Raw genomic sequence first — 24,666 nt, 5'->3', positions numbered from 1 at the left:
AAGTAAAGCATGAGAGTAGCCATAACATCAACAGGAAATACACTAGAATCAACATTGGATCAACGGTTTGGCCGATGCGCTTACTTCGTAATTTACGATACCGAAACAAAAGCACTTGAGTTTCTTCCAAACCCAAACCGGGAAAAGGAAAAGGAAATCGGCCCAGCCGCGGTACATTTGGTTGCCTACAGAAAAGCCACCAAAATAATCTCCGGAGAATTTGGAATAAAAATCAAGCCATTGCTAGACAGTCTCAAGATTCAAATGATAGTATTAAAAGACCCAAAAAAGAAGATTGGGCAAATTATTGAGATGCTTAATCATTAAAACCCGAGGATATGCCAAAACTTGATGGAACCGGGCCTGAGGGAGAAAAAGCAAAAACAGGCAGAGGACTAGGAGATTGTAGCACGGCTTCAAACAAAGAGAAGTTAGAACTTCTTGGAACAGGAATGGGAAAAAAACGCAATTCGGGAGGTGGCGCAGGAAAGAGAAAGCGTTTAAAAACCAACCAGAAATAATACATCATCACTAAAACATATAATTATGCCAGGATTTAACCAAAAAGGCCCAATGGGACAAGGTTCTATGACAGGCCGAAGAATGGGAAAATGCACCGGATTTGGTGCTAAAAATCAAGAACAACCCACCACTGTCGACAAAAATGAAATGACGCAGGGAAGAGGAATGGGACGACGGGGTAGAAACGGAGGCAACTGTGAAGGCAGAGGAGCTAACGGCAGAGGTCGTGGAGGACGGCAATTTGGTCAAAACGGAGTGTAAACTAGTTACCAATTCTACCAAACTTTTACCGAGGGGCATAATTGATAATTACCATAACATCCTGTACATCAACCTATAAAAGATGTGCAATACAAAAGTATAAGGAAATTGCCGATTCTGCCAATAGGAAACTACACATCAGATTGCAGTAAAAGTTCTGAATAAAGATGCTAAGTTTTAACTTAAACTAAAGAAAGATGGAAACAATGAATGACCAACCGGTAGCGATGCCACGCATTGGCGATGCTGCACCCGAATTTAAAGCCCTAACCACACAGGGTGATATTCATTTTCCCAACGATTACAAGGGTAGTTGGGTAATCCTCTTTAGCCATCCGGCCGATTTTACTCCTGTTTGCACTTCGGAGTTTATAACCTTCGCTAGCATGGAAGAGCAGTTCGGTCAGGCCAACTGCAAGTTGGTGGGGCTATCCATTGATGGTATCTACAGCCATATTGCTTGGCTTCGTACCATTAAGGAGAAGATTGAATACCGAGGGATGAAAAACGTGGAGGTTAATTTCCCACTGATCGAGGACATTAGCATGGAGGTTGCAAAGAAATATGGGATGATTCAACCCGGTGAAAGTACCACGAAAGCCGTTAGGGCGGTATTCATTATCGATCCAAAAGGAATTGTAAGAGCGATGATATATTACCCACTTAGCCTTGGCCGTAACTTCGACGAGCTATATAGGGCCGTTCTTGCTCTAAAAACTTCCGACGAGTTTGGCATTGCCACCCCAGCCGACTGGCGGCCCGGTGACGACGTAATTATGTCGCCTGCTGGATCATGCAATGCGGCCAAGAGTCGCGTGGAAGGCAAAGAGGAAGGTCTCCACTGCCAAGATTGGTTTTTCTGCACAAAGAAAATTGACAAGGAAACCATTCTGAAGAAAATCCTAAAAAAATAATATCTAAACAACACGCTAAGAACAATGAGCTAACAGCAAATTGTTCTTAGCTTAAAAACAAATTTAATTATGAAGAATCAAATTATTGCTATTCCTCTTGAAGGAGGAATCCTCTGCTCTCACTTTGGGCATTGCGAACATTTCGCTATCCTCGAAATAAAAGATGGCGCAATTATTTCAGAGAAACTAGTAACACCACCAGCACACGAACCTGGATTATATCCTGCTTGGATTGCAGAAATGGGTGTAACCGATGTTATTGCAGGTGGAATGGGCCAAAAAGCCATCGAACTATTTAATCAGCAAAAGATTAATGCCTTTGTGGGTGCCCCATCAAAACCCGCGAAACAACTTGTGTCCGATTTCATTGCAAACAAGTTGAATTTGACTGCAAATTACTGCAATCATGACGAGAATGGGACCTGCACTCATTAATCGAACCAATTCAGTTGACTAAAGAGGTAAGAAATTCCCTCGAATAAGCGATTGGTGCAATAAAACAAGATAGGACATGGAAAAAATTAAACTCGGAATAATAATTTGCGACCGATACAATAGTTGCGCTGGAGGAAAATGCTTTAGAGCGTTAGAAAAACGTGAAGGGGCATTTAAAGTATATGAAGGACAAGATGTTGAGTTGGCTGCATACACAACCTGCGGAGGATGTCCCGGGGGTAACATTGAGTATGCCCCCGAGGAGATGAAAAAAAATGGTATCACAGTAATTCACCTTGCTACAGGATTTCTAGTCGGATATCCTCCATGCCCCCATATTGAGCATTTTGAGAAATTTATCACCGAAAAATATGGGATGAAGGTCGTTATTGGAACTCATCCAATACCACAGAAATACTACCTGACCCATCAAAATATGAAGACGTGGAATACCTCTGCGCTTCAGAAAGCAATCATGCTAACCTTGACCGACGAAAAGATGAGATTACGCTATGATTAAAAACAAACCATTTAAAATTGCGATTGCCAGCGGCAAGGGAGGAACGGGCAAAACATTGCTTTCGACAAACCTTGCCGCATTTATGAGCAAACAGCAACCTACGCTGCTTGTCGATATCGATGTAGAGGAACCCAATGACTTTATCTTCATCGATGGCGAAATTCAAAGCGAATCCGATCAATATAAAATGATTCCCGCTTGGGATGAGAGTAAGTGTACACTCTGTGGAATTTGCAGCAACGCCTGTAAGTTTCATGCAGTGGTTCAACTAGGAACTTTTATTGCCGTATTTAAAGAACTGTGTCACAGTTGCTATGCCTGCTCCGAGCTATGCCCTTCTCAGGCTTTGCCAATGCAGCAATACAAAATTGGGGTAATCAAAACAATATCAGCAGACAATTTGACATTTATCGAGAGTCGCTTGGAGGTGGGTGAAGAGCAAGCAGTTCCGCTAATCCATCAAACTCAAGCCCTAGTCGATGAAAAACACAGCGACATTCAAATTCAAATATTCGACTGTCCTCCTGGAACCTCCTGCCCCGTGATAGCGGCCACCAACATTGCAGATTTTGTTATATTGGTAACAGAACCAACACCATTTGGCTTAAACGACCTGACGCTGGCGGTGGAAACTATGCGGAAGTTGAGAAAAGATATTGGCGTAGTTATTAATCGCTACGGCATTGGTTATGCCGATGTGGAAGAATACTGCAATAAAGAGCAAATCCCCATTCTGGCGAAAATTCCTTTCGATCGCACAATAGCCGAATACTACTCAAACGGAGAACTAGTTTACGACAAGGTAGAGTCCGTAGCCACAGCCCTCCAGTCCATCATTAACGCCATTAAACCTGCCCACAAAATATGAAAGAAATCGTAGTTCTATCGGGCAAGGGAGGTACCGGAAAAACATCAATCACGGCAGCATTGGCCGTTTTAGCGGGCAACGATGCCGTGATTGCCGATTGCGACGTAGATGCCGCCAACATGCACCTACTGTTGAAACCCGACTTTGGAAAAACCTTTGATTACTATAGCGGCGAACTTGCCGTAATCAATCAGGAGTTGTGTATTCACTGCGGAAAATGCGCTGACGTATGCCGATTCCATGCAATACCGCTTATTCAAAATCAGTATAAAATTAGCGAACTTGACTGCGAAGGTTGCGGATACTGCGAAAAGGTATGCCCGTCAAATGCGTTAACCCTTGTTGAACGGAAATCGGGAAGCGTATTCATCTCGAAGACAAAAGTGGGAAGTACCATGGTACATGCGCGATTAGACATCGGTGCGGAAAACTCAGGAAAATTAGTTGCAAAGGTTAAAAATGAAGCAAAAGCATTTGCAACTGCCGAAAACAAGCAATTTATCCTAGTTGATGGCTCACCCGGCATTGGCTGCCCCGTAGTTTCATCGCTGTCCGGCGCCAACTATGTGGTGCTGGTTACCGAGCCCACAATGTCGGGATTGCACGATTTAAAACGAATCAACGCAGTGATAAAACGGTTTCATATAAAAGCCGGCTGCATTATCAACAAGTACGATCTCAATCCAGAGAAAACAACAGAGATAAAGGATTTTATGAAGGAGGAACAGATCGACGACTTGGCTGAAATTCCCTACAACTCCATCTTTTCTACAGCAATGATTGAGGGTAAAACCATTGTCGAGTTAGAATCTCCCATAAAACCATTGGTAATCGACCTTTGGAACAAATTAAAAAAACAATTAAACTAAAATATTTAAGCACATGAAAGTTGCATTTACCGCTACAGGAACAACATGGGAATCAATGATTGATGCCCGTTTTGGAAGAACAGAATTTATCGTTATTTACGATGAGGAAACACAAGCGCTTGCGTCGGTTGATAACAGCGCAATTAAGGATGAAGCACACGGAGCAGGAACCGCTACAGCACAAAAGTTGTATGATATTAAGCCCAATGTGCTTATTACCGGCAATGGACCTGGCGAAAACGCTGCACAAGCTCTCAAACAGCTAAACATGAAAATCTTTATCAACGCTCAGAATATGACCGTTAAAGAGGCTTACGAGCATTACAAAAAAGGAGAGTTGAAAGAGATTTAACTTACAGCATGGATTCATCTCGATGCGTGTTACTGTAAAATCACTAATGATTGGATAGCAGGGTAATGCCGCTCATCCAAAACCAAAAAGAACACGATAATCATATTTACAAGCAACATAAATTACAAAATAAACTTAAGATGAAATCAAATTCACTTTGGACAAGAAAATTTCAATCCGTAGTTGATAACGGAAGAAATCACAGCATGGTAATTGATTTACCCGAAACAAAAGGCGGCATCAACAGCGGCCCTACGGCGCTTGAACTTTGTGTGATGAGCTTTAGTGGTTGCGTTGGAACTATATTTGCTATGGTTGCCGAAAAAATGCGACTCTCCTTCAGCATTATGGAGGTGGAAGCAAATGCAGAGCAAAAAGATGGGGCAGCAACCATCACCGACATCCACTTCATTTTATCTATTGAGACAAAGGAAGAGCCGCAAAAGATTGAAAAATGCATTGAAGTAACCCTTAGCACCTGCCCCGTTGGCGTTCTCTTCAAGCAAGCAGGCATTAAAATCACACACGAAATCAACTTTATATAATCATGACACCATTCGAAAAAATTAAGATGCCCACAGTAAAAAACATTATTGTGGTAGCATCTGGCAAAGGAGGCGTTGGAAAGTCAACTGTTTCGGCCAACCTTGCGATAGCCTTAGCCCGAAATGGGATGAAGGTGGCACTAGTCGATGCCGATATCTACGGGCCATCCATTCCAACTATGTTTGGCATTAGAGATGAACGCCCTCCGGTATCGGTTCTTGGCGACAAGGAGCAAATAATACCCATTGAGAAGTTCGGAGTAAAGATTATGTCCATTGGCTTCTTCACAAAACCTAACCAAGGCCTTATTTGGAGAGGTCCCATGGCTGCTAATTCCATTAAACAGTTACTAGAAACTACCGAATGGGGCGACATTGACTACATGGTAATTGATTTTCCGCCCGGAACCGGCGACATACAGCTTACCATTGCCCAATCGCTAAACCTCACCGGAGCAATCATTGTAACCACCCCGCAGGAAATAGCCCTTGCCGATGCACGTAAAGCCGCATCAATGTTCGTCACCGCTGGAATTGAAGTACCAATTATTGGGGTAGTAGAAAACATGTCGTGGTTTACACCTAAGCAACACCCTACCGAAAAGTATTTCATTTTTGGTGAAGGTGGTGGTGCTAAACTTGCCACCGAAATAAACTCGGTGCTGCTAGGACAAGTTCCGCTCGTGATGGAGGTCGGGGCTGCTGCCGATAAGGGAATGAGCGTTTTCAGCCAAACAGAAAAATCGGTAGTAACCGCATTCGAAGACCTTGCAGAGAAGGTATTGTCTGCAGTGGAAGTATAATTGAGACTGGTATTCAAGGGGATATAAGTAACACTCCCCTTGAAATACTAATATTCAAGTCTGAAATAATAGCAAACCAAACGAAGGAACAATGGCAACGCTTTATAACGCACTCGAGAAAGATTTACGCTACCGTGAAGGGTTAACAGCCTGCATCAATTGCGGAACGTGCACAGCCATTTGCCCAGCAGCTAGCGTTTGGGACTACGATCCTCGACTAGTTGTAGATACGGTACAACAGCACAACGAAGCAGAATTAGAACAGCTGCTAAAATCCGATACAATTTGGTACTGTGGTGAATGTCTCTCATGCAAAACTCGATGTCCACGAGGAAATACCCCCGGCTACATCATACAAGCCCTAAGAGCGTTATCCATCGAAACAGGCTATTTTACCGAAAGCGTTCAAGGGCAAAAACAGTTGGCAATAAAACGCACCGTAGGTGACCATATTCTCAAATATGGCTACTGCGTTTATATTGATGAAGTTGATACAGATATGTATCCCGAGCAAGGACCCGTTTGGGATTGGCTTAAAGAAAATCGCCAAAGCATCCTTCAACGTTTGGGAACCAGCTACCAGAAAAAAGCAAGCGGTACGCTCAGACAAATCCCACAGGAATCGCTGAACGACCTTCAGCGAATATTTGAGGAAACTGGCGCGACTGAACGCTTCAAAAAAATAGAAGATCTCTCTGCAAAGAAAGCAGGCGAACTGGGTATCCAATTCAGCCATGGGAAAGACGACTATTTTCAATACCTCTATAACCAACAAGAGTAATCTTTCAATAAAAAGCGATCAAGGTTATGGCACGAAGGATAAACCAACAATGGGCGGAATACAACAAAGAGATAGCCAGCAACCATTACTATTTTGCACGCAGCTGTATTCGTCAGAACTTCTTCCCTGCAGCGGAAGAGTTATTCCTGAAGATTCTTAGAGATGAATTGCACCTCGATATTTACGACGATGCCCGCCAAACAACCTGCACGGGGATAGCCTACCACTCCGGAATAATTCCGTTAGAAACCACCATGACCGTTGTGGCAAACCTCTTCGCATTGATGACTGAGGCGGGTTACGAAAACTTTGTATGCTCCTGCGTAACCTCGTTTGGAATATACAGCGAGGTGCTCGAAACTTGGAAACATTTTCCCGAAACAGAAACGCAAACAAGGGAGGCGCTTATGCGTGCAACTGGACGCACCTTTAACATTCCTAAGAACCTAGTTCATGCAAGCGATATCATCTATAAATTCCGAAAGGAGATAGCCGAAAAAGCAGCTTATAAATTGGTAAACGCTAGCAATGGATTACCCCTAAAGATAGTGGACCATATCGGCTGCCACTATGCAAAGATATTCCCGGACAAAGGAATTGGTGGCGCAGAATACCCATACGTTTTAGCAGGAATGATAGATGATTGGGGTGGTGCCCAAGTTGATTACCCAGAGCGCAGACATTGCTGTGGTTTTGGTTTTCGGCAGTATCTTTTAAAGTCGAATCGAGGCTACTCCCTCACAAACTCAAAGATGAAATTTGATTCGATGCAGCCTTATAAGCCCGATCTAATAATTGCGAACTGTCCCGGCTGCACCTTCTTTCTCGATCGATGGCAGTATGTAATTTCGGAGCAGGAGGGGAAAACCTACGGCGAAAACGGCTATGGTATTCCGGTACTCACCTACGAAGAGTTAGCCGGATTGCTGCTAGGCTATAATCCGTGGGATATTGGCTTGCAGATGCATCAAGTGGCAGTAGAACCGCTTCTCCTAAAGCTGGGCATTACATTCTCCATCGAAGATAAATACAAGGGTAAAGATGGAGAGTTCATAGGTAAACCAGAAAAACCTAGCATACTAGTAACAGAATAGAATCGGATACATCTTCAACTAGAAAGATGTAAGTAAATACAATTAGACTAAGATTATTCACACCTAATTAAAAATGATTCAGCACAGCACAATCATCCGGGTAAACTATTCGGAAACCGATCAAATGGGATATGTTCACCATTCAAATTATGCACGATACTATGAAACAGCGCGCTGGGAACTATTTCGTAGCATTGGCATACCATACAACCATCTCGAAAAATCGGGTTACATGCTACCTGTAGTTGACATGTCGAGCAAGTTTTTAAAACCAGCACTTTACGACGACATCCTCACCATTGAAACTCATCTAAACCTAATAAAAGGGGCACGAATAAATTTCGCTTACAGGATATTAAACGCAAAAGGAGAGCTAATAAATTACGGTGAAACCATGCTCGCTTTTGTAAAAAGAGAAAGCCAAAAACCATGCCCAGCACCTCAATTTGTAATGAATGCCATAATAGAGAAAACGACACCAACCTCTAAATAGACATCAGGAATGCAAGGCTATATACAACTTTATACGGGCAATGGAAAAGGGAAAACCACTGCAGCATTTGGGCTGGCTCTCAGAGCAGCCGGAGCAGGTAAAAAAGTTTTCTTTGCTCAATTTGTCAAAGGAAAGATTTACTCTGAAATTGAGGCAATAAACCGCTTCATCCCGACGATTAAAGTAGAACAATATGGACGTGGCTGCTTTATTACAAACGCCCCAACAGAAGCGGATATTAAAGCCGCCCAGCATGGCCTAGTCACCGTTGAAAAGGTAATTACCGAAGGGGAATACGACGTTGTCATCCTCGACGAAGCATGTATTGCCATTTTCTTTAAACTATTCACATCGACGGAACTCATTAAAATACTACAAAGAAAACCGTTAAGCATGGAAATAGTTATCACCGGACGTTATGCCACTGATGATTTAATCGAGTTTGCCGATCTGGTAACCGAAATGAAAGAAATCAAGCACTACTACAACACAGGAGTTAAAGCCCGCAAGGGTATAGAATTCTAACCATCTGTTGTTAATGGCGCTTTTCATCGTTTACCCCTTTTCAACTTTTCAATAAAAATGAAAAAACAAGAGTATATAGACAAGGCCCAATCGCTATTTGATGAGGGATATGCATGTTCGCAATCTATTTTGCTGGCATATAGCAAGCAATTTAACCTCGACGAAAGAACGGCCAAACTTATTTCGGCCAACTTTGGCGCGGGAATGGGCCGTTTACGCCAGAAATGCGGAGCTGTAACCGGTGGCTTTATGGTGCTTGGGCTAGCCTATGGAAATGCTAATCCCAAGGATATGGAAACAAAGTTATTTTCCTACAAAAAAGTGCGCGACCTTAACCAAATGGTTGAAGATATCTATGAAACAAGCAACTGCTTTGAGCTACTAAAGAAACACGCTACAGAAGCCGAAGTAGCGGAGCGCCAACACCACAAAATCATTTGCCGTAGGGTTATCGGTGATGTGGCTGGTTTACTATACGATATGATTACTACGCCCAATCCATAACCATGTGATGTAACTCAGACTGTAGTGCCAAATACTTAAAAAATCCAGAAGCAAAAGATTTGAGAAAAATAAAGAACTCTAAAAACTAGACAAGCCCAAAGCAGTAAAGTATCCCAAATAGTTCCCGATGGCATAGCCAACAAGTCCGGCAATTATTCCAACTAGGATTACCCGCTTATTTTTAATAGCACTGGCCACCATGGGAACAAAGGGTGGCGAACATATCAGTGCAGTAGAAACCACAATTAAGGTATCGGCATCGATCTTGAATAGTTTTGCAAAAAGGAGGTGCAAAAACAGAGCACCAAACACCACCAACGTCATATAAATAAAGAGGTGAGGCGTAACACCTTGGAGTGAACTAAAATCAGCCATAGAGGCCACCGAAACACTAAACACAAGAATAAAATACATCCCCAACTCAAAAGTATAAGGCGTTTTTGAAAGGCGAGGAATAAAGGAACCCAGAACGCCCAGCGTTGTAATTGCTAAGATAACAGACACGACCTGCAATCGTTCCGGAAAAAGTAAGGACAGTCCAACACCTAAGGCAAGAATAGAGAGGGCCGCCCCAAATACTTTTACGAGTGGGTAAAAATGTTCACGCTTAAAGATGCCCCAGTATGGGTCGCTACCATTGGTATCAAGTTCCAGGCTAACTGGTCCCTCATGCTTAAATGGGACTAAGAATTTCCGAAAGAACCGAGGACCAACTGTCATAACAAAAGCCAAATAAACTGCCGATACAATCAAATCGTAGGAGTGCGCAAGAATATATACATTGGGGTCCACATCGAGCATTAACTTAAGGGATGCTAGGTTGGGAGTGCCTCCGGTATATACGCCAAGCAGCATGCCCGACAATTTCCAAAGGTCGGACATTCCTCCATTTCGCAATAAGAAGTAACCTCCAACAACAGCGATAAAAACGGCCACAATAGCTGTCGTAAGAGCAATCGCCCCCTTTAGCGCAATCCCCTTCAAGTTGCTCAACTGTGCCGAAAAAAGAAGCAAAGGCAAGGCCAACGGAACCGTAACGGAACTAACCGCATTGGCTATGGCTCCGGCATCGGTTTGAGAAACCCAAAGCACGCCCATCAGCAAGCCAACCATATAAGCCACAATTACTGCCCCTAACTTGTTGAGAAAAGGGATTCGATGGCAGAGGTTTAGAATTAATATGGGCGAACCGAAGTAGACAAGGATAAGAAGGAAAGTGTTCATGGGCATTTCTCAACTATGTCTGGCGAGAGGCCACCAAGTTTTGTAATTCATACATTTCGTCACGGTAGCGAGCAGCCTCAATAAAGTCCAAATTCTTAGCAGCAGCCTCCATATTCGACTTGGCCTTAGCAATAGTCTTTTGCAGCTGCTCCTTATTCATGTAGGAGACAACTGGATCGGCAGCCACGCTAACCTTTTCGGGCTCAACGTATCCTTTTCCCTTAATCCCGGTTGGGCGATTACCTGCCAACAGCATCTTGGTTGTATTTTGAATCTGCGTGGGCGTAATACCCATTTTATGATTATAAGCAAGCTGAATCTCTCTTCGCCGAGTAGTTTCGTCAATGGTTTGCTGCATCGATTTGGTAATCTTATCGGCATACATTATAACCTTCCCATTGATGTTACGAGCTGCACGACCAGCCGTTTGGGTAAGTGCCCTGGATGAACGAAGAAAACCCTCTTTGTCGGCATCGAGGATTGCAACCAACGAAACTTCGGGCAAATCTAACCCTTCTCTAAGAAGGTTCACCCCTACCAGCACATCGAATATTCCTTTTCGAAGGTTATCCAGAATCTCTACCCTGTCGAGGGTTTCAACATCGGAGTGAATGTAGGCACATCGGGTATTGATATTTACCAGATACTTGCTCAACTCCTCCGCCATACGTTTGGTAAGGGTGGTAACCAGAATCCGCTCATCCCGCTTCACCACCTCCTGAATTTCGCGCACCAAGTCGTCCACCTGATTATGGCTAGGACGAACCTCAATAATTGGATCAAGAAGCCCGGTAGGCCGAATAACCTGCTCCACCACCACCCCATTGCTCTTGGCCAGTTCATAGTCAGCAGGAGTGGCACTCACAAAAATAGTCTGTCCCACCAGCGTCTCGAACTCCTCAAATTTCAAGGGTCGATTGTCCATGGCTGCTGGTAAACGAAAACCATACTCTACAAGATTTTCCTTTCGCGAGCGATCGCCGCCATACATGGCCTTTACCTGCGATAGGGTAACATGGCTCTCGTCCACAACTGTTATAAAATCGGCAGGAAAATAGTCGAGCAGGCAGAATGGACGAGTTCCGGGTAGCCTTCCATCAAAATAGCGAGAATAGTTCTCGATTCCAGAACAGTATCCCAACTCTTTTATCATTTCCAAATCGTATTCCACCCGTTGTTGAAGTCGTTTTGCCTCAAATGGTTTATCGAAGGCGCGCAGCTGCTCTACTCGCTTTACCATATCGTCCTGAATTTGGCGAATAGCGCCATGCATCCGCTCCTTTGTGGTCACAAATATACTTGCAGGATAAATTAGGACCTTCTCAAAATCCCCTAACTTTTGTCCAGAAATAGGATCGAACGACTGTATCGCCTCCACCTCATCGCCCCAAAAGATAATTCGGTAGGCCAAATCGCCATAGGCCAAAAACACATCCACCGTATCGCCTTTAACGCGAAAAGTTCCACGGCTAAATTCAACTTCATTGCGAGAATATAACCCATTGACTAAGAGCCGGAGAAATTGGTTACGACCAACGGTGCTTCCAATCGCCATTTCTACTGTATTTGAATGAAAATCTTCGGGGTTACCAATACCATAGAGGCACGAAACCGACGAAACCACAATAACGTCGCGGCGGCCAGAGAGAAGCGCAGAGGTAGTACTTAAACGCAACTTCTCAATTTCGTCGTTAATAGCAAGATCCTTTTCGATGTATGTATCGGTAGTAGGAAGATAAGCTTCCGGCTGATAGTAATCGTAGTAGGAGACAAAATACTCCACAGCATTCTCCGGAAAAAAAGACTTAAACTCCGAATAAAGTTGAGCAGCCAAAGTTTTATTGTGGCTTAAAACAAGCATTGGTCTGTTGACTTGAGCAATTACGTTGGCTATGGAAAATGTTTTTCCCGATCCCGTAACGCCGAGCAAAGTCTGGAAATGTTCGCCTGCGGCCAACCCTTGCACCAGCCCCTCAATGGCCGTGGGCTGATCCCCGGTGGGAAGAAATTCTGAAACAATCTTATAATCCACGTTCCTGTATATAAAAACCGAAATGTACGTTACAACTTCAACTCCATTATTATAAGCTTACTGCAACACATGAAACTGTTGCATCATATAATCACATGATAACATGCCGATTACTAAGAATAGTTGCCTAGCAAATAAAACACGGAAAGTTAATAAAACTAACGGAATAGTGTAGTGATAGTTCAACGCGATAAGGACAATGCTTCAATCTCCCATTACTTAGGTTCAGTTGGCAATTATTCACGTTATCAAAAACAGGAACAAAACAAGTCACCGGGCAGCAGCCCTCTTTACTTGGCGGAGTGGCTGGATTTAGTTATCAAGATGGTATCCACCAACCTATCAAAATCGATGGGCTTTGAGAAATAACCATCAAACCCAAGAGCTAATACGTTTTCGGGCTCATTGCCATAAATGTAGGCAGTTTGTGCAAAAATAGGCACTGCAGGCAACATTTCCTTGATGGCATTAAAAACAGTATAGCCATCCATTCGAGGTAATTTCAGATCAAGAATCACAACATCCACAACATTCCCGTCCTTCAAATAGTCAATGGCCTTTTCGCCACTTCCCATAGCAACAACCGATGCACCATTATAAGTCAGCACCTTTTCAATAAGAATTTGACTAGAGATATCGTCCTCAACCAATAGTATGTGATATCCAATTAACTTTCCTGCCATAATATTCAAATCCCCCCTAATAGAGCACTGCCAACGTATGATTAAACCAAGATCACAAATCTAAGGAAAGCCTATCAAGAAGAAAGCACAAAACTCTGCATTGGTAATAATTTTACGATCATTAGTGTAATAAGCATGCCAAGATCATAGATTATTTGTTTAATCATTGGTAATTTAACGACATGAAAAGAGACATACTGAGAAACGTTGTTGCTGCCATAATCTATCTACTGCTTGCGCTACCACCAATGCTATTGGGGCATCACGAAGGTATTATTGCCCCCTTTTGGCCTGCCAGCGGATTTGTTGTATTTGCCATACTATACTTTGGATACAAAGTATTACCAGGAATTTTCGTTGCTGCCGTTGCCGCCAACTATGGTATGGCAGTAACAGCGATAGGCACACCCAATATTAGCATTGGCATTTTTGCCTTATTGGTAGGCGTCGGTAATATATCGGAGGCAGTAGTTATAAAAATGATTCTTGGTTCCAGAACCGCTATTTCGATAATATCAAATACAAAAACATCCTTTAAGTTTATTGGAGCAGCAATCATAGGAACCGCAATTTCTGCTTTATTTGGCAACACAAACCACCTTTTCTCCAAAGAATTTTTTCTTATTCAGATACAAAACGATGTCATTATATGGTGGTTAAGCCACCTAATTAGCATCATAATAATTGTTCCTCTATTTTTAACAGTAGTCCAACCAATAAAACTCAAATTATCGCGATTGAACGCGATTGAACTATTTATTTTTGTCATCGTGTTTGGGTTCATAGAATTCTCCCTTAAGCAACGAATAGCCTCACCTACCTCCTACAATTCGCTGATATTTATCTCAATACCAACCATACTATTCTTTGCATATCGATATCCTCGAGCAGTAGCGTTCCTTGGCGTTTTAACGCTATACATCCTATCTGCTTATAGCGGGATTAATGCAGCACCACCGTTCAACATCGCTGATATTCCGATGCGATACCTATCTATACAGCAGTTTCAGCTAGTGCTTGGCAGCACAATTCTAGTTGCTGTAACCATTCTTTCGGAACGAAAAGAAATTTTTAGAAAGTTAGCAGAGGGGTTTGTATCCATTGAGCAAAAAGTGAAAGAGCGCACCAGCGAACTTGAGTATGCCAATCAGATGCTTATGCAAGAGTTTGCCATGCGCGAAGAAATTGAACAACAACTTGTAGCAAAAGAGGAACTTCTGAACCATACTCAGCAATTGGCACGAATCGGCAATTGGGAATACACGGTTGAAACGAATACAATTACCTGGTCGGAGGAAACTTTTAGAATATTGGAATTACCATCTAAACAAGACATCTCAAATTTAGAGGACTTGCAGTTAATTGTCGGCGATTACCGAAGCTCAGTATTTAAAACCCTTCTTTCGAAATGCATTGATAGCAAGCAGAATACACAAGAACTTATCACCATAAGAACAGCACTTGGTAAGCAAAAAACTGTTCTTATGAAGCTCCATCCCTTTACCATAGGAGGAAGTGTTTTGAAGGTAAATGGAATCATTCAAGACCTCACCAATTTGCTCGAAAAGGAACGAGAACTTGCAGAAAGCGAGGAGAAATATCGTTCATTATTCGACACAAGCATTGACTCAATTGTTGTATTCGAAACAGATACACTGAATATTATTGATACCAACCCAGCCTTCTCAAAACAGTATGGCTACACGCGGGAGGAAATACTCGGATTAAAATACGCAATACTTACTGCGGATGAAGGCAAAACCTTAAGCCAAACCTTTCAAGATATGAAGGAAGGAAATTCTAGAGAGAAAATCCACCTTCACCGCAAAAAAAATGGAGAGACCTTTTACCTAGAAGGATCGATTAATCCGTTTAACTTCAGAGGCAAACAAATATGCTATGCCATTTCGAATGATATAACGCAGCGCGTAAAAGACGAGCACGAACGGGTGGAGCGAGAGAATAGATTCAGAAGTTTCTTCGATTCCAATCTCGTTGGCTTTGCAGAGATTTCCATTGATGGAGAATGGTTAAATTACAACGAAAGGCTATGCACACTGCTAGGAATAACAGATATAGAACTTAAAAACACCACTTGGATGGAGATTACGCACCCAGATGATCTTCCTACCGAAAACAAACTGGCTCATAAAGTGCTTACCCGCCAAATAGAAAACTATTCCATAGAAAAACGCTTCATAAACAAGTCAGGATTAACCATTCCTACTCGAGTTTACATATCTCCCATGCGCACTGGGCGAGGAAATATCCGATCGTATGTTTGTATTGTAGAAAACATTACCGAGCAAAAGGAGGCAGAAGCGCTTCTGATTGACAGCCGTAAGAAACTTGAAGCGGCCCAACAAATTGGCCACGTCGGAAGTTGGAGTATTGATCTGGAATCAAAACGTATGACCTGGTCCGATGAGGTTTTCCGGATTTTCGGTTTTAAAGAAAATGAGTTCTATCCATCCTATACCACCTTCAAAAAAATTATAGACGGAGGAGATCAGCCGCTACTTGACAACCTCCTTAAAGAAGCGAAAAGTGGAAAGAAGATAACGGTAAAAACAGAGCAAAAGATCGCAAATAGAACAAATGAAGTTCGGTATATTTCCATGAACATATCGACACAACCGAATAAGGATGGCATCACCACTGAGTTAATTGGAAGTATTGCCGACATTACCGATCTGAAGACTACCCAGATAAAACTCGAAGCGGCAAATAATACTAAGGAAAAAATGCTTTCCATTATTGCCCACGATTTAAGGAGCCCATTAGCAAGCGTAAAGCAAATTGCGGATCTACTGGCTGGTGAATGGCAGATATACGATACAGAGACGATAACCAACCTACTTTATGGATTGAGAAGCAGCACAAACGAGACTTTCAATTTACTGGAGAATCTATTAGGCTGGGCCCGCGCACAAAAAGGTGAGTTAGTATTTACCCCTCACAAACAGGATGTATGTGGAGTGATAAAAGAAACCCTTCTCTTGGTAAAGAGTACCGCCATTTCAAAAGATATTACATTACATGAATCCAGTCCAAAAAACGCAATAGCCAACTTCGACCTTGAAATGGTAAAGTTGATTATCCGCAACCTAGTTTCGAATGCGATAAAATTCACTCCTCCAGGAGGCGATGTTGAGGCAAAAATCATAGCAGGACCCGATGTTATCGAGATTCAAATAATCGACAACGGATTGGGAATGAATGAAGAAACCATCGAGAAAATAATGGATAAGAACACCCATTATACGACTTCCGGAACCATGGAGGAGCGCGGAAGTGGACTTGGACTAAAGCTGGTGATAGAATTCATTGAACGGAATAGAGGTCAACTATGGGTAACGTCGAGACTAGGTGAAGGAACTACGTTTCACGTTACACTGCCTGTATAAACAGAATCCTAGTGAAAAATAATCGATGCCAAAAAATTCGTAACATGCAATATTTCAGCGCTAATTGAAGACACGATATTATCTCTTTTTTTTTGAAAAGATGATTCACTGCACAAAGGCTTGCCATATTTTTGCAGCATCTAGAATTCAATCCATCATGCCAAAAGAGAACGCTGTCACGATTAGTTCACTTTGCTGCGGAGACTATTTGGCTAATCATTTATAAAGTGCTTTTGAGTATACTGTAGTCGACTATGAATGGAGATGCTAACCTATACAAGGAAATTCACTCCGGTTGCTTTATTGGCGAGCGGTATCGCCTCTGACAAAATATATGCACGAATAATAGACCGAAGGAATTACTTCCTCAAAAGTATAGGGGCTTTAATGTAATAGACTAATCAGCACACAAATTGCATCATTGATTTGTTTATATTTCGCACCTAACTTATAACATAATATTTATGCGTAGCCTCCGCTCTACAATAAATATCGGGTTTATACTCATCTCCACTATTACTGCAATTGTTATTGGTGGTGTAAGTTTAATCTTGGGTATTCAATACACCGAGAACGAAGCAAAAGAGAAGTTAACGTTAATGGTTAGCGCATATTCTAGCGAAATAGAGCAAAGCCTTGGTAAAATACGATCGTATTCCGATGTTTTAGAAAGTTTAATTAACTCTATTTGGAACGATAATCCAACCGAGTCGGAGCAGATCAAAAAACAGAAGTTGGCAAAATTTATGTTGACTTACTGCAAAAGCGCCAAGCCCAACAGCTTTTGGATTGTATTTAATCCCAAAGCAACAAACCCGCCTTATGCACTAAGCCTATTCGACTCCACCGAGCGAGGAAATTACACCTTCGAACCCGATTACAACATATTGACCATTGACACTACAATATACGATATCGCATGGTGGAAAAATGCTCAGAAAGATGGAGAGACCTGGACTAACCCATACTATTGGAAGCCATGGAACAAAACGATTATCAGCTATGCAAGGAAACTTACGGTAAAGAATCAGTTTATCGCAGTCTTTGGATCGGACTTTTTCTTCAACAAATTGAAAGTAAAAATAGCCTCTGCCAAATCCTTTAATTCTGGGTATTTCTGGATTGTCGATCAAAATTACCAAATGATTCTTCACCCTACGCTTCAAAACATTAAAGTGAGAACAATTGACAGCGGCAATATTATCGACAAAATATCGGAACAAAAATTGAGAGAAGGAAACCTAACTTACGAATACCAAGGAAAGCAAAAAATGCTTGCGTTTAAGCGGCTATCAAACAATTGGACTCTTTGCATGTCGGTGCCTTACAGTGAAATACACAAACAACAACGAACAATTACCATAATCATTATGGGGCTAATGCTCCTACTTTCAGTCTTAGCTATTTTAATAAGCACAAACCTTTCGCGCAATATAACCAACCCATTAACTGGGTTTATCGCCATTTTTAAAAAGGGAGCAGAAGGAGATCTATCCGTTAGAACTTCCACGAATTCTCCAACGACAGAGATCTTAGCACTTTCAGAAAATTTCAACTTTTTCATGGCCCGCATGCAGTGGCAGGTAACAGAGTTGGAGGAAACTAAAGAATCACTAATACTAGCCATCCGCAAAGAGGAAGAAGCGAATCGCCTAAAATCAGCATTCCTGTCCAACATCTCACACGAAATAAGAACACCCCTAAACGCAGTAATCGGATTCTCAGAACTGATCAAAAAAGAAAAACTTTCAGAAGAGGAAAAAAACAGATTTTCGAACCTAGTGGTTAAAAATGCATATGCGCTGCTGCGTACCCTCGATGATGTGATCCAAGCCTCAAAGATTGAAAGCGGAAACCTCTCAGCCACGATCGAAAAAACCACAGTAAGCAACGTTTTAGATTCCGTAATTGAAGTTTATACAAAGCATAGAGGAACTTATGTCATCTCGAAGGAAACAGAACTAATCGTAGAGAACAATTCAACCAACGAAACTGCCTATATTCTCACCGATATCATGTTGTTGCAAGAGATGCTCTCACAAATGCTTGAGAATAGCATAAAATTCACTGCCGAAGGCACGATAAAGATAGGTGCTATTGTATCGAACTCAACGGTAGTGTTTTACGTCGAGGACACTGGAATTGGGATTGCACTAGAGAAGAAAGAAAAAATATTTGATTTGTTTTATAAGGCAAACCACAACCAGAGTCAACTATTTGGGGGCTCCGGTCTGGGATTAACCATTGCAAAAGGAATTGCAGATCTATTGGGTGCCAGCCTATGGGTTGAAAGCGAACCTTCAATAAAAACAACCTTCTTCGTAGGCCTACCCCGAATTTATTAGACATACATTAAGACTATGATTATCTAGGCAGTAATTCCCCTAGATCTTATTTCTGCACGCTTTGCCCTAAACGTTTCGAAATTATCGCTATTGAGACTTAGTTGCGGCTATTGACTTAATACCCGATATCTAAAAACAAAAGAGTAACTTTGGATATGCTATGGGCAACGATACCTCACCATTCCATGTTAGTTGATTTCTACCTGAAAACTAATTGCATTAACCTTATAATACTGCGAAAATGGACAAGCAAACTTTCAAAGAAAACGCAAAGAAAAGCATCGACGATATCTTTGCTAAAATAGAGGAACTTGAAGCAAAGAACGAGAACTTTAAGGAGCGATCAAAAATTGAGTATGATGAAAACTTGGCTGAACTAAAGGCAAAAAGAGACGAATTACAGGCGAAATATCGGGAACTTGAAAATGCTACAGAGGAAAAGTGGGACGAGGTGAAAATTGCGTTCTCGTCGGCCTCCGAATCGTTCAAAGAGGGCTTTTCCAAAATCACTGCGCTTTTTAAGTAGGAGGAAAGTGCATGCGGCCGGGTCAAGGCTTCTCAATCGAATTATAAACTTCGATTGAGAAACCTCCCGGCCATTTGCTTTTTACTGGTATGATTATTGTTTAGTAAACGAACGTAACTAAACTACCACCTTATGAAAAGCATAATTCAAATGGGGTTTCTCGCCACGGCACTAATTGCATCTGCTATGCTGACCTCATGTAAAAAAGACAATACAAGCGATACAAATGACCAGCCGGGTGATCCGGTAAATATTACCCTACAGGTTTACCAAAAGGAGGTGGTCGACTCAGCCAACCAATTTGCCATTGAGCTGTTCAAACCTATCCTTGCCGATGTCGGGGAAACCAAGAACGTAATGATATCCCCATTCAGCATTACCAGCGCCCTGTCCATGACCCTCAACGGTGCAGCAGATAAAACCTTTGATGACATACGAATAGCACTAGGTATGAATGGCAAAACCCTCGACGAAATCAACGACACCTACCTTAAGCTGATGACCGAAATGGTACCGGTTGATAAGCGGGTGGTTGTGGAAATAGCCAACTCGGTATGGGTAGAAAAGCGCCTCGCAGTGAAGCCACCCTTTATCACCGCGCTGCAAACATGGTATAAGTCGGAGTCCCGCTCGATTGATGTGGCCGATCCACAGGCGGTGGCTACGGTAAACGGGTGGATTGCCGACAAGACACACAACAAGATCACCAATATGTTGGATAGGCTGGATCCAGATTTGGCCATGTTGCTGATAAATGCGGTTTACTTCAATGGCAAGTGGCGTTACCAGTTCAAAAAAACCGAAACTAAAGAAGAACCCTTTTTCGTTTCTCCCACTGCCCCAAAAACAGTGCCCATGATGCACCAAAAGGCAAACATGAAGGTGGTACAAACCAACAACGCTGCGATCGTTGAGATTCCCTATGGCCAGGGCAACTACACCATGGTGGTGGTTTTACCCAATGAGAATATGACTACCAATGAAGTGGCAACATCCCTCAATGCAGCACAATGGCGCGAATGGATGGAACTACTCAACCGCAATACACATGAGGTTAATCTTAGCTTGCCGCGGTTCAAGTATGAATTTAAACGCCTTTTAAACGACGACCTTACCGCGCAGGGAATGGGCATAGCGTTCACCGACAAGGCCAACTTTAGCAACATCAGCGATCAGGGACTGATGATAAACCGAGTGCTTCATCAAACGTTCATCGAAACCAACGAGGAGGGTTCCGAAGCCGCTGCGGCTACCGTTGCGGAGATGGGAATTACGTCCGTTGAACCAACCCAACCAGTTACCGTTACCATCAATCGTCCATTCCTCTACTTCATACGGGAAACCTCAACAGGCACCGTGCTGTTTATGGGAAGGGTAAGCGATCCAACTATGAATTAAAACACTCGATATACTATGCTGTATGTCCAATCCTTTTGCTCAAAAAAGGTAGACATCCGTAACGAAATAAAGCCGTCAGACTCCTACAGTCTGACGGCTTTTTTCAATGTATGAATTAGACTACCTTCTCTCGAACCGCACCTCCTTAAGCGATTTTACCGCTCTGTCGGAAAAGAAATCGCAAGCAGGAAATATCTTAAAACAACCACCATCCTTATCGCTTTGGTCGTTTAACAGTAAAAATTCTGCCTGATCGTTGCGGTTAAAGAGTTCGGCATAGGTCATGGCAACACGGTAACCGTCGAATCCGGCAAATACAAACAGGCCATGCTGAATATTCTCCTTCGCCAAAGTGTAATATGGTTCCATTACCTCTTTTAAAACATACCCCGTAAATGGCGTAGTGCTATGGATTCCGCGGCCACGACCATAAAAAATGGAGTGATAGGTTATTTTGCTCAGCTCCTTAGAAATCTCCTTTATCACAACCTCTTTTCCATTCTCAGCCGTCAGCTTAAACGATTCGCTAAACATGGGCGATAATCCCTTTTGCACTTTGAATGTGGCATCGATCGACCGGATAGTGATTTTTGAGGGGTTGGAGATATTGCGCGCGGTTAACAAATCCAAGGGCACCACCAACTTCGATGTTTCAGGAAGAGGCCACAATTCCATGGTTTTGCTCGGTACTATCCGCATCACGGCATTTGCAATGATAATATTCTGGAGATTATTCGGGTAGTATAACTCCCCCCACGATAAAATAACCTTCTCACCCTTATCGTTGCTCACCTCAATGTAAAGATCGATGATTGGTGCAAAGTCCTTTCCGTTTTTCTTCTGCAGTTTCACCTTGTTTAGGATATCGAAAAGCGAATATCCGTCGTAGCGGTAAGCGCCCTCAAACGTATTGCTCCCATCGGGGTTTAACTTGGTCTCCTTCACAATCACCGAATGAATAGGAAGTTTGCTGAAGTCCACCACTCCTGGGTTAGCAATTTCGCCATCAACCGAAAGGGTAACCATTGGCAACGGCATAACGGTTTCGTTATCGTAGAAGTTGTTGGTTAAATCGGCCGTGTCGCGCGCAGCAACTTGAGCCTCGGCTTGCTTGGGCAACCATGTACCCAATAGCACGAAGGCACCAAAGATTAGTAATGAATTCTTCATTTTTTAGTGTATTATAGGTTAAAATCTCGTTTGGTTATGCGTTCATTTTTACTCTCATCACTCCGTTATTCAAAAAGAAATTTTCTAAATTTTCACACCAACACTTAGGGTAATATAGCGGCCCGGGCCAACAGCGCCCTTACTATCGTAAAGTTTCTTATCTAAAATGTTTTGAATAGTAAAACTAGCATTCACATATCGATGAAATTCGTGCGACAGCTTTAGGTCCAGCGTGAACCATTCCGGATACTTATTCGACAGAACCACTTCATCATAAACATTCTGATCGTTTACAAACATCTGGCCTGTATAGCGGCACGATAATCCGGCATTAACAATCCGACTCCTTACAAAAGCCCCCGCAGCAAAGGAGTGCTCAGGAACATCCGTTAAGTGTTTTCCCGTTAAACTTACCGGATCGATAGAAGAAAGGGGCTTGTAATCGGAAATCTTGGCACTACAGTAGGCGTAGTTTCCGAACATGGTTAAGGCGGCAGTTGGGCTGTGGGAGACATCGAACTCCGCCCCGTAAATATTCACGCTCGATATGTTTGATCGTATCATAATAGGTCTATCGCCATAGCCCATATCGATGCTACTGCCGGTAGAAACGTAGTAGAGAAAATCGGTTCCGCGTGAGTAATATAGGCTGGTGGAAAGTTTGATGTTTTTCACCGGAGAGAAATCGCTGCCCACCTCAAGATTATCGAGATACTCGGGTTTTAAGTTCGGATTGGCAACCTTTAGCCCACCCTTAATTCGCCCTGTACGGCAAAGATCGTCAAGCACCGATGGCCTAAAACCACGGCTGTAACCTCCGTAAATCCGAAACCTATCGCTGGGTCGATACTGAAGGGATATGCGAGGGCTGAATGCCCCCCACTTTACAGCACTTTGGTCCGAGAACTCATACTGGGTAAGGAATACCGTTTCGGCCGATGGACGCTCAATAGTAAACGCCCCATCGTAGAACGTGGCTACATCGTAGCGCAGCCCAACGAGTAGTTTAAATCGATCGGTTAGCGAAATATCATTCTGGGCATAAAGACCGTAAAAATTCATCTTGCCATCGTTGTCCACCTTATCGGTTGAGGTGTAGTAGACATCCGATGCATCAACCCGACCATCGCGAATATCGAAACCAGCAGTAAGGGTGCTCTTACCCATGGAATAGTTGGCGCTCGATAGCAGCCCAAAATCTTGCCGAATGGAAGTTACCTCATACCAGGTGTAGTCATCCTTCTTGTACTCGTTCACCTTAAGGTAGTGCTCGTCGATGTAGAAGAGCGAGGTATTCCAGTTCACTGCACCCACCTTACCATTCAAGTTTGTTCGCAGCTGATAGGTTAAATACTCGGTGGTGTTGCCCTCGGGCTGATAAACCTTTTCGCCTGTGCCCCTCAGCCCATTGTATAGGCAAAAATCCACTTCGGCATTTAGTTTATCGGATAGGCCGTAACCAGCCATGAAATTTAAGGCCTTCTCGTCAACGTTCGATTTCACAACGAATGGGTTGGCCTTTCTGTCAGCGTTGGACTGGGTAATATACCCATCGCTCTGCTTGTAGAAGCTGTTTGCTGCCCAGTAAAACCCTTGGTTCGATTCCGGTCTCATTTTCCCAGCCAAATTAAGCTTTAGCCCTTTGGTATTGTAGGTGCCATACTCTGTAGTTAAGCTGCCTTGAATAGTTTTCGTGGGTTTTCGAGTGACCACGTTGATAATTCCGCCCATTGCATTTCCACCGTATAGCGCCGATCCTGGACCTTTCATCACCTCAATCCGTTCCACATCGGCCGTGGAGATAAGATTCCAGTTCACAGAACCACCATCGGCCTTGTTTACCGGAATTCCATCCAGAAGCACCAGCGTACGCGCCTGCTCGTTGCCGCTTAGCCCCCGCATGGTCACCGACGATTTAGTGGAAAAGATGCCAAACGAGCGGCTCACCTGAACGCCGGGAAGCAGTTGTAGGTATTCGTCGATGCTTTGGCCTGCAACCATAGCAAGCCGTTCGGTCGAAATCAGGTTTACCCTTCCGGGAATCTGGCTAATCCGGTTCTCCGACCGAGTGGCAGAAACCACTACTTCATCGAGGCGAACCTCATCTTTCACCATAAGTATATCGAGGGAGATCCTGCTGTTTTCGGAAAGAACTACTGTCTTTGCCTGCTTTTTGTATCCGATGCACGTAAAGGTTAGATTACGCGTTCCCGCTGGGGTATTTTCCATCTGAAAAAAACCATTGCCATCGGAAACGGTCCCCTTGTCCTCGAGCATAACATTTACTCCGATGAGTGGTGATCCATTTTCCGAATCCTTTACATACCCCGAAATGCTTTGGGCGTTCAAAAAAAGCGGAAACAGCAGTATCAGTAGTAGGTTGCACTTTATCATC

At 43.0% G+C, this 24,666-nt stretch carries 25 protein-coding genes; 20 read left to right on the top strand and 5 right to left on the bottom strand.

Annotated elements, in window-relative coordinates:
• The first annotated feature begins 9 nt into the window (after positions 1–9).
• The 16 genes from BLS65_RS04170 (at position 10) to BLS65_RS04095 (ending at position 9,486) form a co-directional block, all read left to right on the top strand.
• A complete protein-coding gene (locus tag BLS65_RS04170) occupies positions 10–327 on the top strand; it encodes a NifB/NifX family molybdenum-iron cluster-binding protein (protein WP_092436173.1) in 318 nt (105 codons plus the stop codon).
• A gap of 11 nt (positions 328–338) precedes the next feature.
• Positions 339–521 (top strand): DUF5320 domain-containing protein, encoded by a 183-nt coding sequence (locus tag BLS65_RS04165; RefSeq protein WP_092436171.1) that lies wholly within the window; start codon positions 339–341, stop codon positions 519–521.
• Between the two features lie 25 nt (positions 522–546).
• Entirely contained in the window at positions 547–783 is a 237-nt protein-coding gene (locus tag BLS65_RS04160; protein WP_125869763.1) for a DUF5320 domain-containing protein, read from the top strand.
• A 206-nt stretch (positions 784–989) separates the two neighbouring features.
• Complete coding sequence (locus tag BLS65_RS04155) at positions 990–1,697, top strand: peroxiredoxin (protein WP_394331449.1); 708 nt, start codon at positions 990–992, stop codon at positions 1,695–1,697.
• Between the two features lie 69 nt (positions 1,698–1,766).
• Positions 1,767–2,132 carry a NifB/NifX family molybdenum-iron cluster-binding protein gene (locus tag BLS65_RS04150; protein ID WP_092436165.1) on the top strand — a complete coding sequence of 122 codons (366 nt, stop codon included), beginning with the start codon at positions 1,767–1,769 and terminating at the stop codon, positions 2,130–2,132.
• Between the two features lie 76 nt (positions 2,133–2,208).
• Positions 2,209–2,652, top strand: a complete 444-nt coding sequence (locus tag BLS65_RS04145; RefSeq protein ID WP_092436163.1) for a CGGC domain-containing protein — start codon at positions 2,209–2,211, stop codon at positions 2,650–2,652.
• Positions 2,645–3,520, top strand: coding sequence for an ATP-binding protein (locus BLS65_RS04140; protein ID WP_092436161.1), 876 nt, complete (start codon positions 2,645–2,647; stop codon positions 3,518–3,520). Before BLS65_RS04145 ends, BLS65_RS04140 begins: the two co-directional genes overlap by 8 nt.
• Complete coding sequence (locus BLS65_RS04135) at positions 3,517–4,389, top strand: ATP-binding protein (protein ID WP_092436159.1); 873 nt, start codon at positions 3,517–3,519, stop codon at positions 4,387–4,389. The genes BLS65_RS04140 and BLS65_RS04135 overlap by 4 nt, the downstream gene beginning before the upstream one ends.
• Before the next feature lie 13 nt (positions 4,390–4,402).
• Positions 4,403–4,741: a NifB/NifX family molybdenum-iron cluster-binding protein gene (locus tag BLS65_RS04130; protein WP_092436157.1), complete on the top strand. Its 339-nt coding sequence runs from the start codon at positions 4,403–4,405 to the stop codon at positions 4,739–4,741.
• A gap of 140 nt (positions 4,742–4,881) precedes the next feature.
• Positions 4,882–5,286 (top strand): OsmC family protein, encoded by a 405-nt coding sequence (locus BLS65_RS04125; protein WP_170829992.1) that lies wholly within the window; start codon positions 4,882–4,884, stop codon positions 5,284–5,286.
• A gap of 2 nt (positions 5,287–5,288) precedes the next feature.
• On the top strand, positions 5,289–6,089 hold the full coding sequence (locus tag BLS65_RS04120) for an Mrp/NBP35 family ATP-binding protein (RefSeq protein WP_092436153.1): 801 nt from the start codon (positions 5,289–5,291) through the stop codon (positions 6,087–6,089).
• A 91-nt stretch (positions 6,090–6,180) separates the two neighbouring features.
• Positions 6,181–6,870: a 4Fe-4S dicluster domain-containing protein gene (locus tag BLS65_RS04115; RefSeq protein ID WP_092436151.1), complete on the top strand. Its 690-nt coding sequence runs from the start codon at positions 6,181–6,183 to the stop codon at positions 6,868–6,870.
• 26 nt (positions 6,871–6,896) lie between these two features.
• Positions 6,897–7,964 carry a heterodisulfide reductase-related iron-sulfur binding cluster gene (locus tag BLS65_RS04110; RefSeq protein ID WP_092436149.1) on the top strand — a complete coding sequence of 356 codons (1,068 nt, stop codon included), beginning with the start codon at positions 6,897–6,899 and terminating at the stop codon, positions 7,962–7,964.
• 73 nt (positions 7,965–8,037) lie between these two features.
• Complete coding sequence (locus tag BLS65_RS04105) at positions 8,038–8,457, top strand: acyl-CoA thioesterase (RefSeq protein WP_092436148.1); 420 nt, start codon at positions 8,038–8,040, stop codon at positions 8,455–8,457.
• A gap of 9 nt (positions 8,458–8,466) precedes the next feature.
• Entirely contained in the window at positions 8,467–8,982 is a 516-nt protein-coding gene (locus BLS65_RS04100; protein ID WP_092436146.1) for a cob(I)yrinic acid a,c-diamide adenosyltransferase, read from the top strand.
• Between the two features lie 57 nt (positions 8,983–9,039).
• Entirely contained in the window at positions 9,040–9,486 is a 447-nt protein-coding gene (locus BLS65_RS04095; protein WP_092436144.1) for a C-GCAxxG-C-C family protein, read from the top strand.
• Between the two features lie 78 nt (positions 9,487–9,564).
• Here the strand turns inward: BLS65_RS04095 and BLS65_RS04090 are convergent, their stop codons facing one another.
• The 3 genes from BLS65_RS04090 to BLS65_RS04080 all read right to left on the bottom strand — a co-directional run bounded on the left by BLS65_RS04090 (position 9,565) and on the right by BLS65_RS04080 (position 13,425).
• Positions 9,565–10,710, bottom strand: coding sequence for a DUF819 family protein (locus BLS65_RS04090; protein ID WP_170829991.1), 1,146 nt, complete (start codon positions 10,708–10,710; stop codon positions 9,565–9,567).
• Positions 10,711–10,723: 13 nt separating this feature from the next.
• Positions 10,724–12,742 (bottom strand): excinuclease ABC subunit UvrB, encoded by a 2,019-nt coding sequence (gene uvrB / locus BLS65_RS04085; protein WP_092436140.1) that lies wholly within the window; start codon positions 12,740–12,742, stop codon positions 10,724–10,726.
• Between the two features lie 290 nt (positions 12,743–13,032).
• Positions 13,033–13,425, bottom strand: a complete 393-nt coding sequence (locus BLS65_RS04080) for a response regulator (RefSeq protein ID WP_092436138.1) — start codon at positions 13,423–13,425, stop codon at positions 13,033–13,035.
• 182 nt (positions 13,426–13,607) lie between these two features.
• On the opposite strand from BLS65_RS04080, the gene BLS65_RS04075 reads away from it, so the two are divergent.
• From BLS65_RS04075 to BLS65_RS04060, 4 genes are all read left to right on the top strand, one after another.
• Complete coding sequence (locus tag BLS65_RS04075; protein ID WP_092436136.1) at positions 13,608–16,832, top strand: PAS domain S-box protein; 3,225 nt, start codon at positions 13,608–13,610, stop codon at positions 16,830–16,832.
• Positions 16,833–17,296: 464 nt separating this feature from the next.
• Positions 17,297–19,177: a sensor histidine kinase gene (locus BLS65_RS04070; protein ID WP_092436134.1), complete on the top strand. Its 1,881-nt coding sequence runs from the start codon at positions 17,297–17,299 to the stop codon at positions 19,175–19,177.
• A gap of 241 nt (positions 19,178–19,418) precedes the next feature.
• Entirely contained in the window at positions 19,419–19,703 is a 285-nt protein-coding gene (locus tag BLS65_RS04065) for a sll1863 family stress response protein (protein WP_092436132.1), read from the top strand.
• Between the two features lie 132 nt (positions 19,704–19,835).
• Entirely contained in the window at positions 19,836–21,101 is a 1,266-nt protein-coding gene (locus BLS65_RS04060) for a serpin family protein (RefSeq protein WP_092436130.1), read from the top strand.
• 120 nt (positions 21,102–21,221) lie between these two features.
• On the opposite strand, the gene BLS65_RS04055 is transcribed toward BLS65_RS04060, so the two are convergent.
• Together BLS65_RS04055 and BLS65_RS04050 are read right to left on the bottom strand one after the other, a co-directional pair.
• On the bottom strand, positions 21,222–22,271 hold the full coding sequence (locus BLS65_RS04055; RefSeq protein ID WP_092436128.1) for a hypothetical protein: 1,050 nt from the start codon (positions 22,269–22,271) through the stop codon (positions 21,222–21,224).
• 84 nt (positions 22,272–22,355) lie between these two features.
• The gene (locus BLS65_RS04050; protein WP_092436126.1) at positions 22,356–24,665 is read right to left on the bottom strand and encodes a TonB-dependent receptor; all 2,310 of its coding nucleotides are present in this window, start codon (positions 24,663–24,665) and stop codon (positions 22,356–22,358) included.
• Position 24,666 lies beyond the last annotated feature (1 nt).

The sequence above is a fragment of the Williamwhitmania taraxaci genome (assembly GCF_900096565.1).
Lineage (GTDB): Bacteria > Bacteroidota > Bacteroidia > Bacteroidales > Williamwhitmaniaceae > Williamwhitmania > Williamwhitmania taraxaci.
Note: the sequence above shows the minus strand (reverse complement) of the source record. Positions and strands in the feature narration are given on the sequence as shown.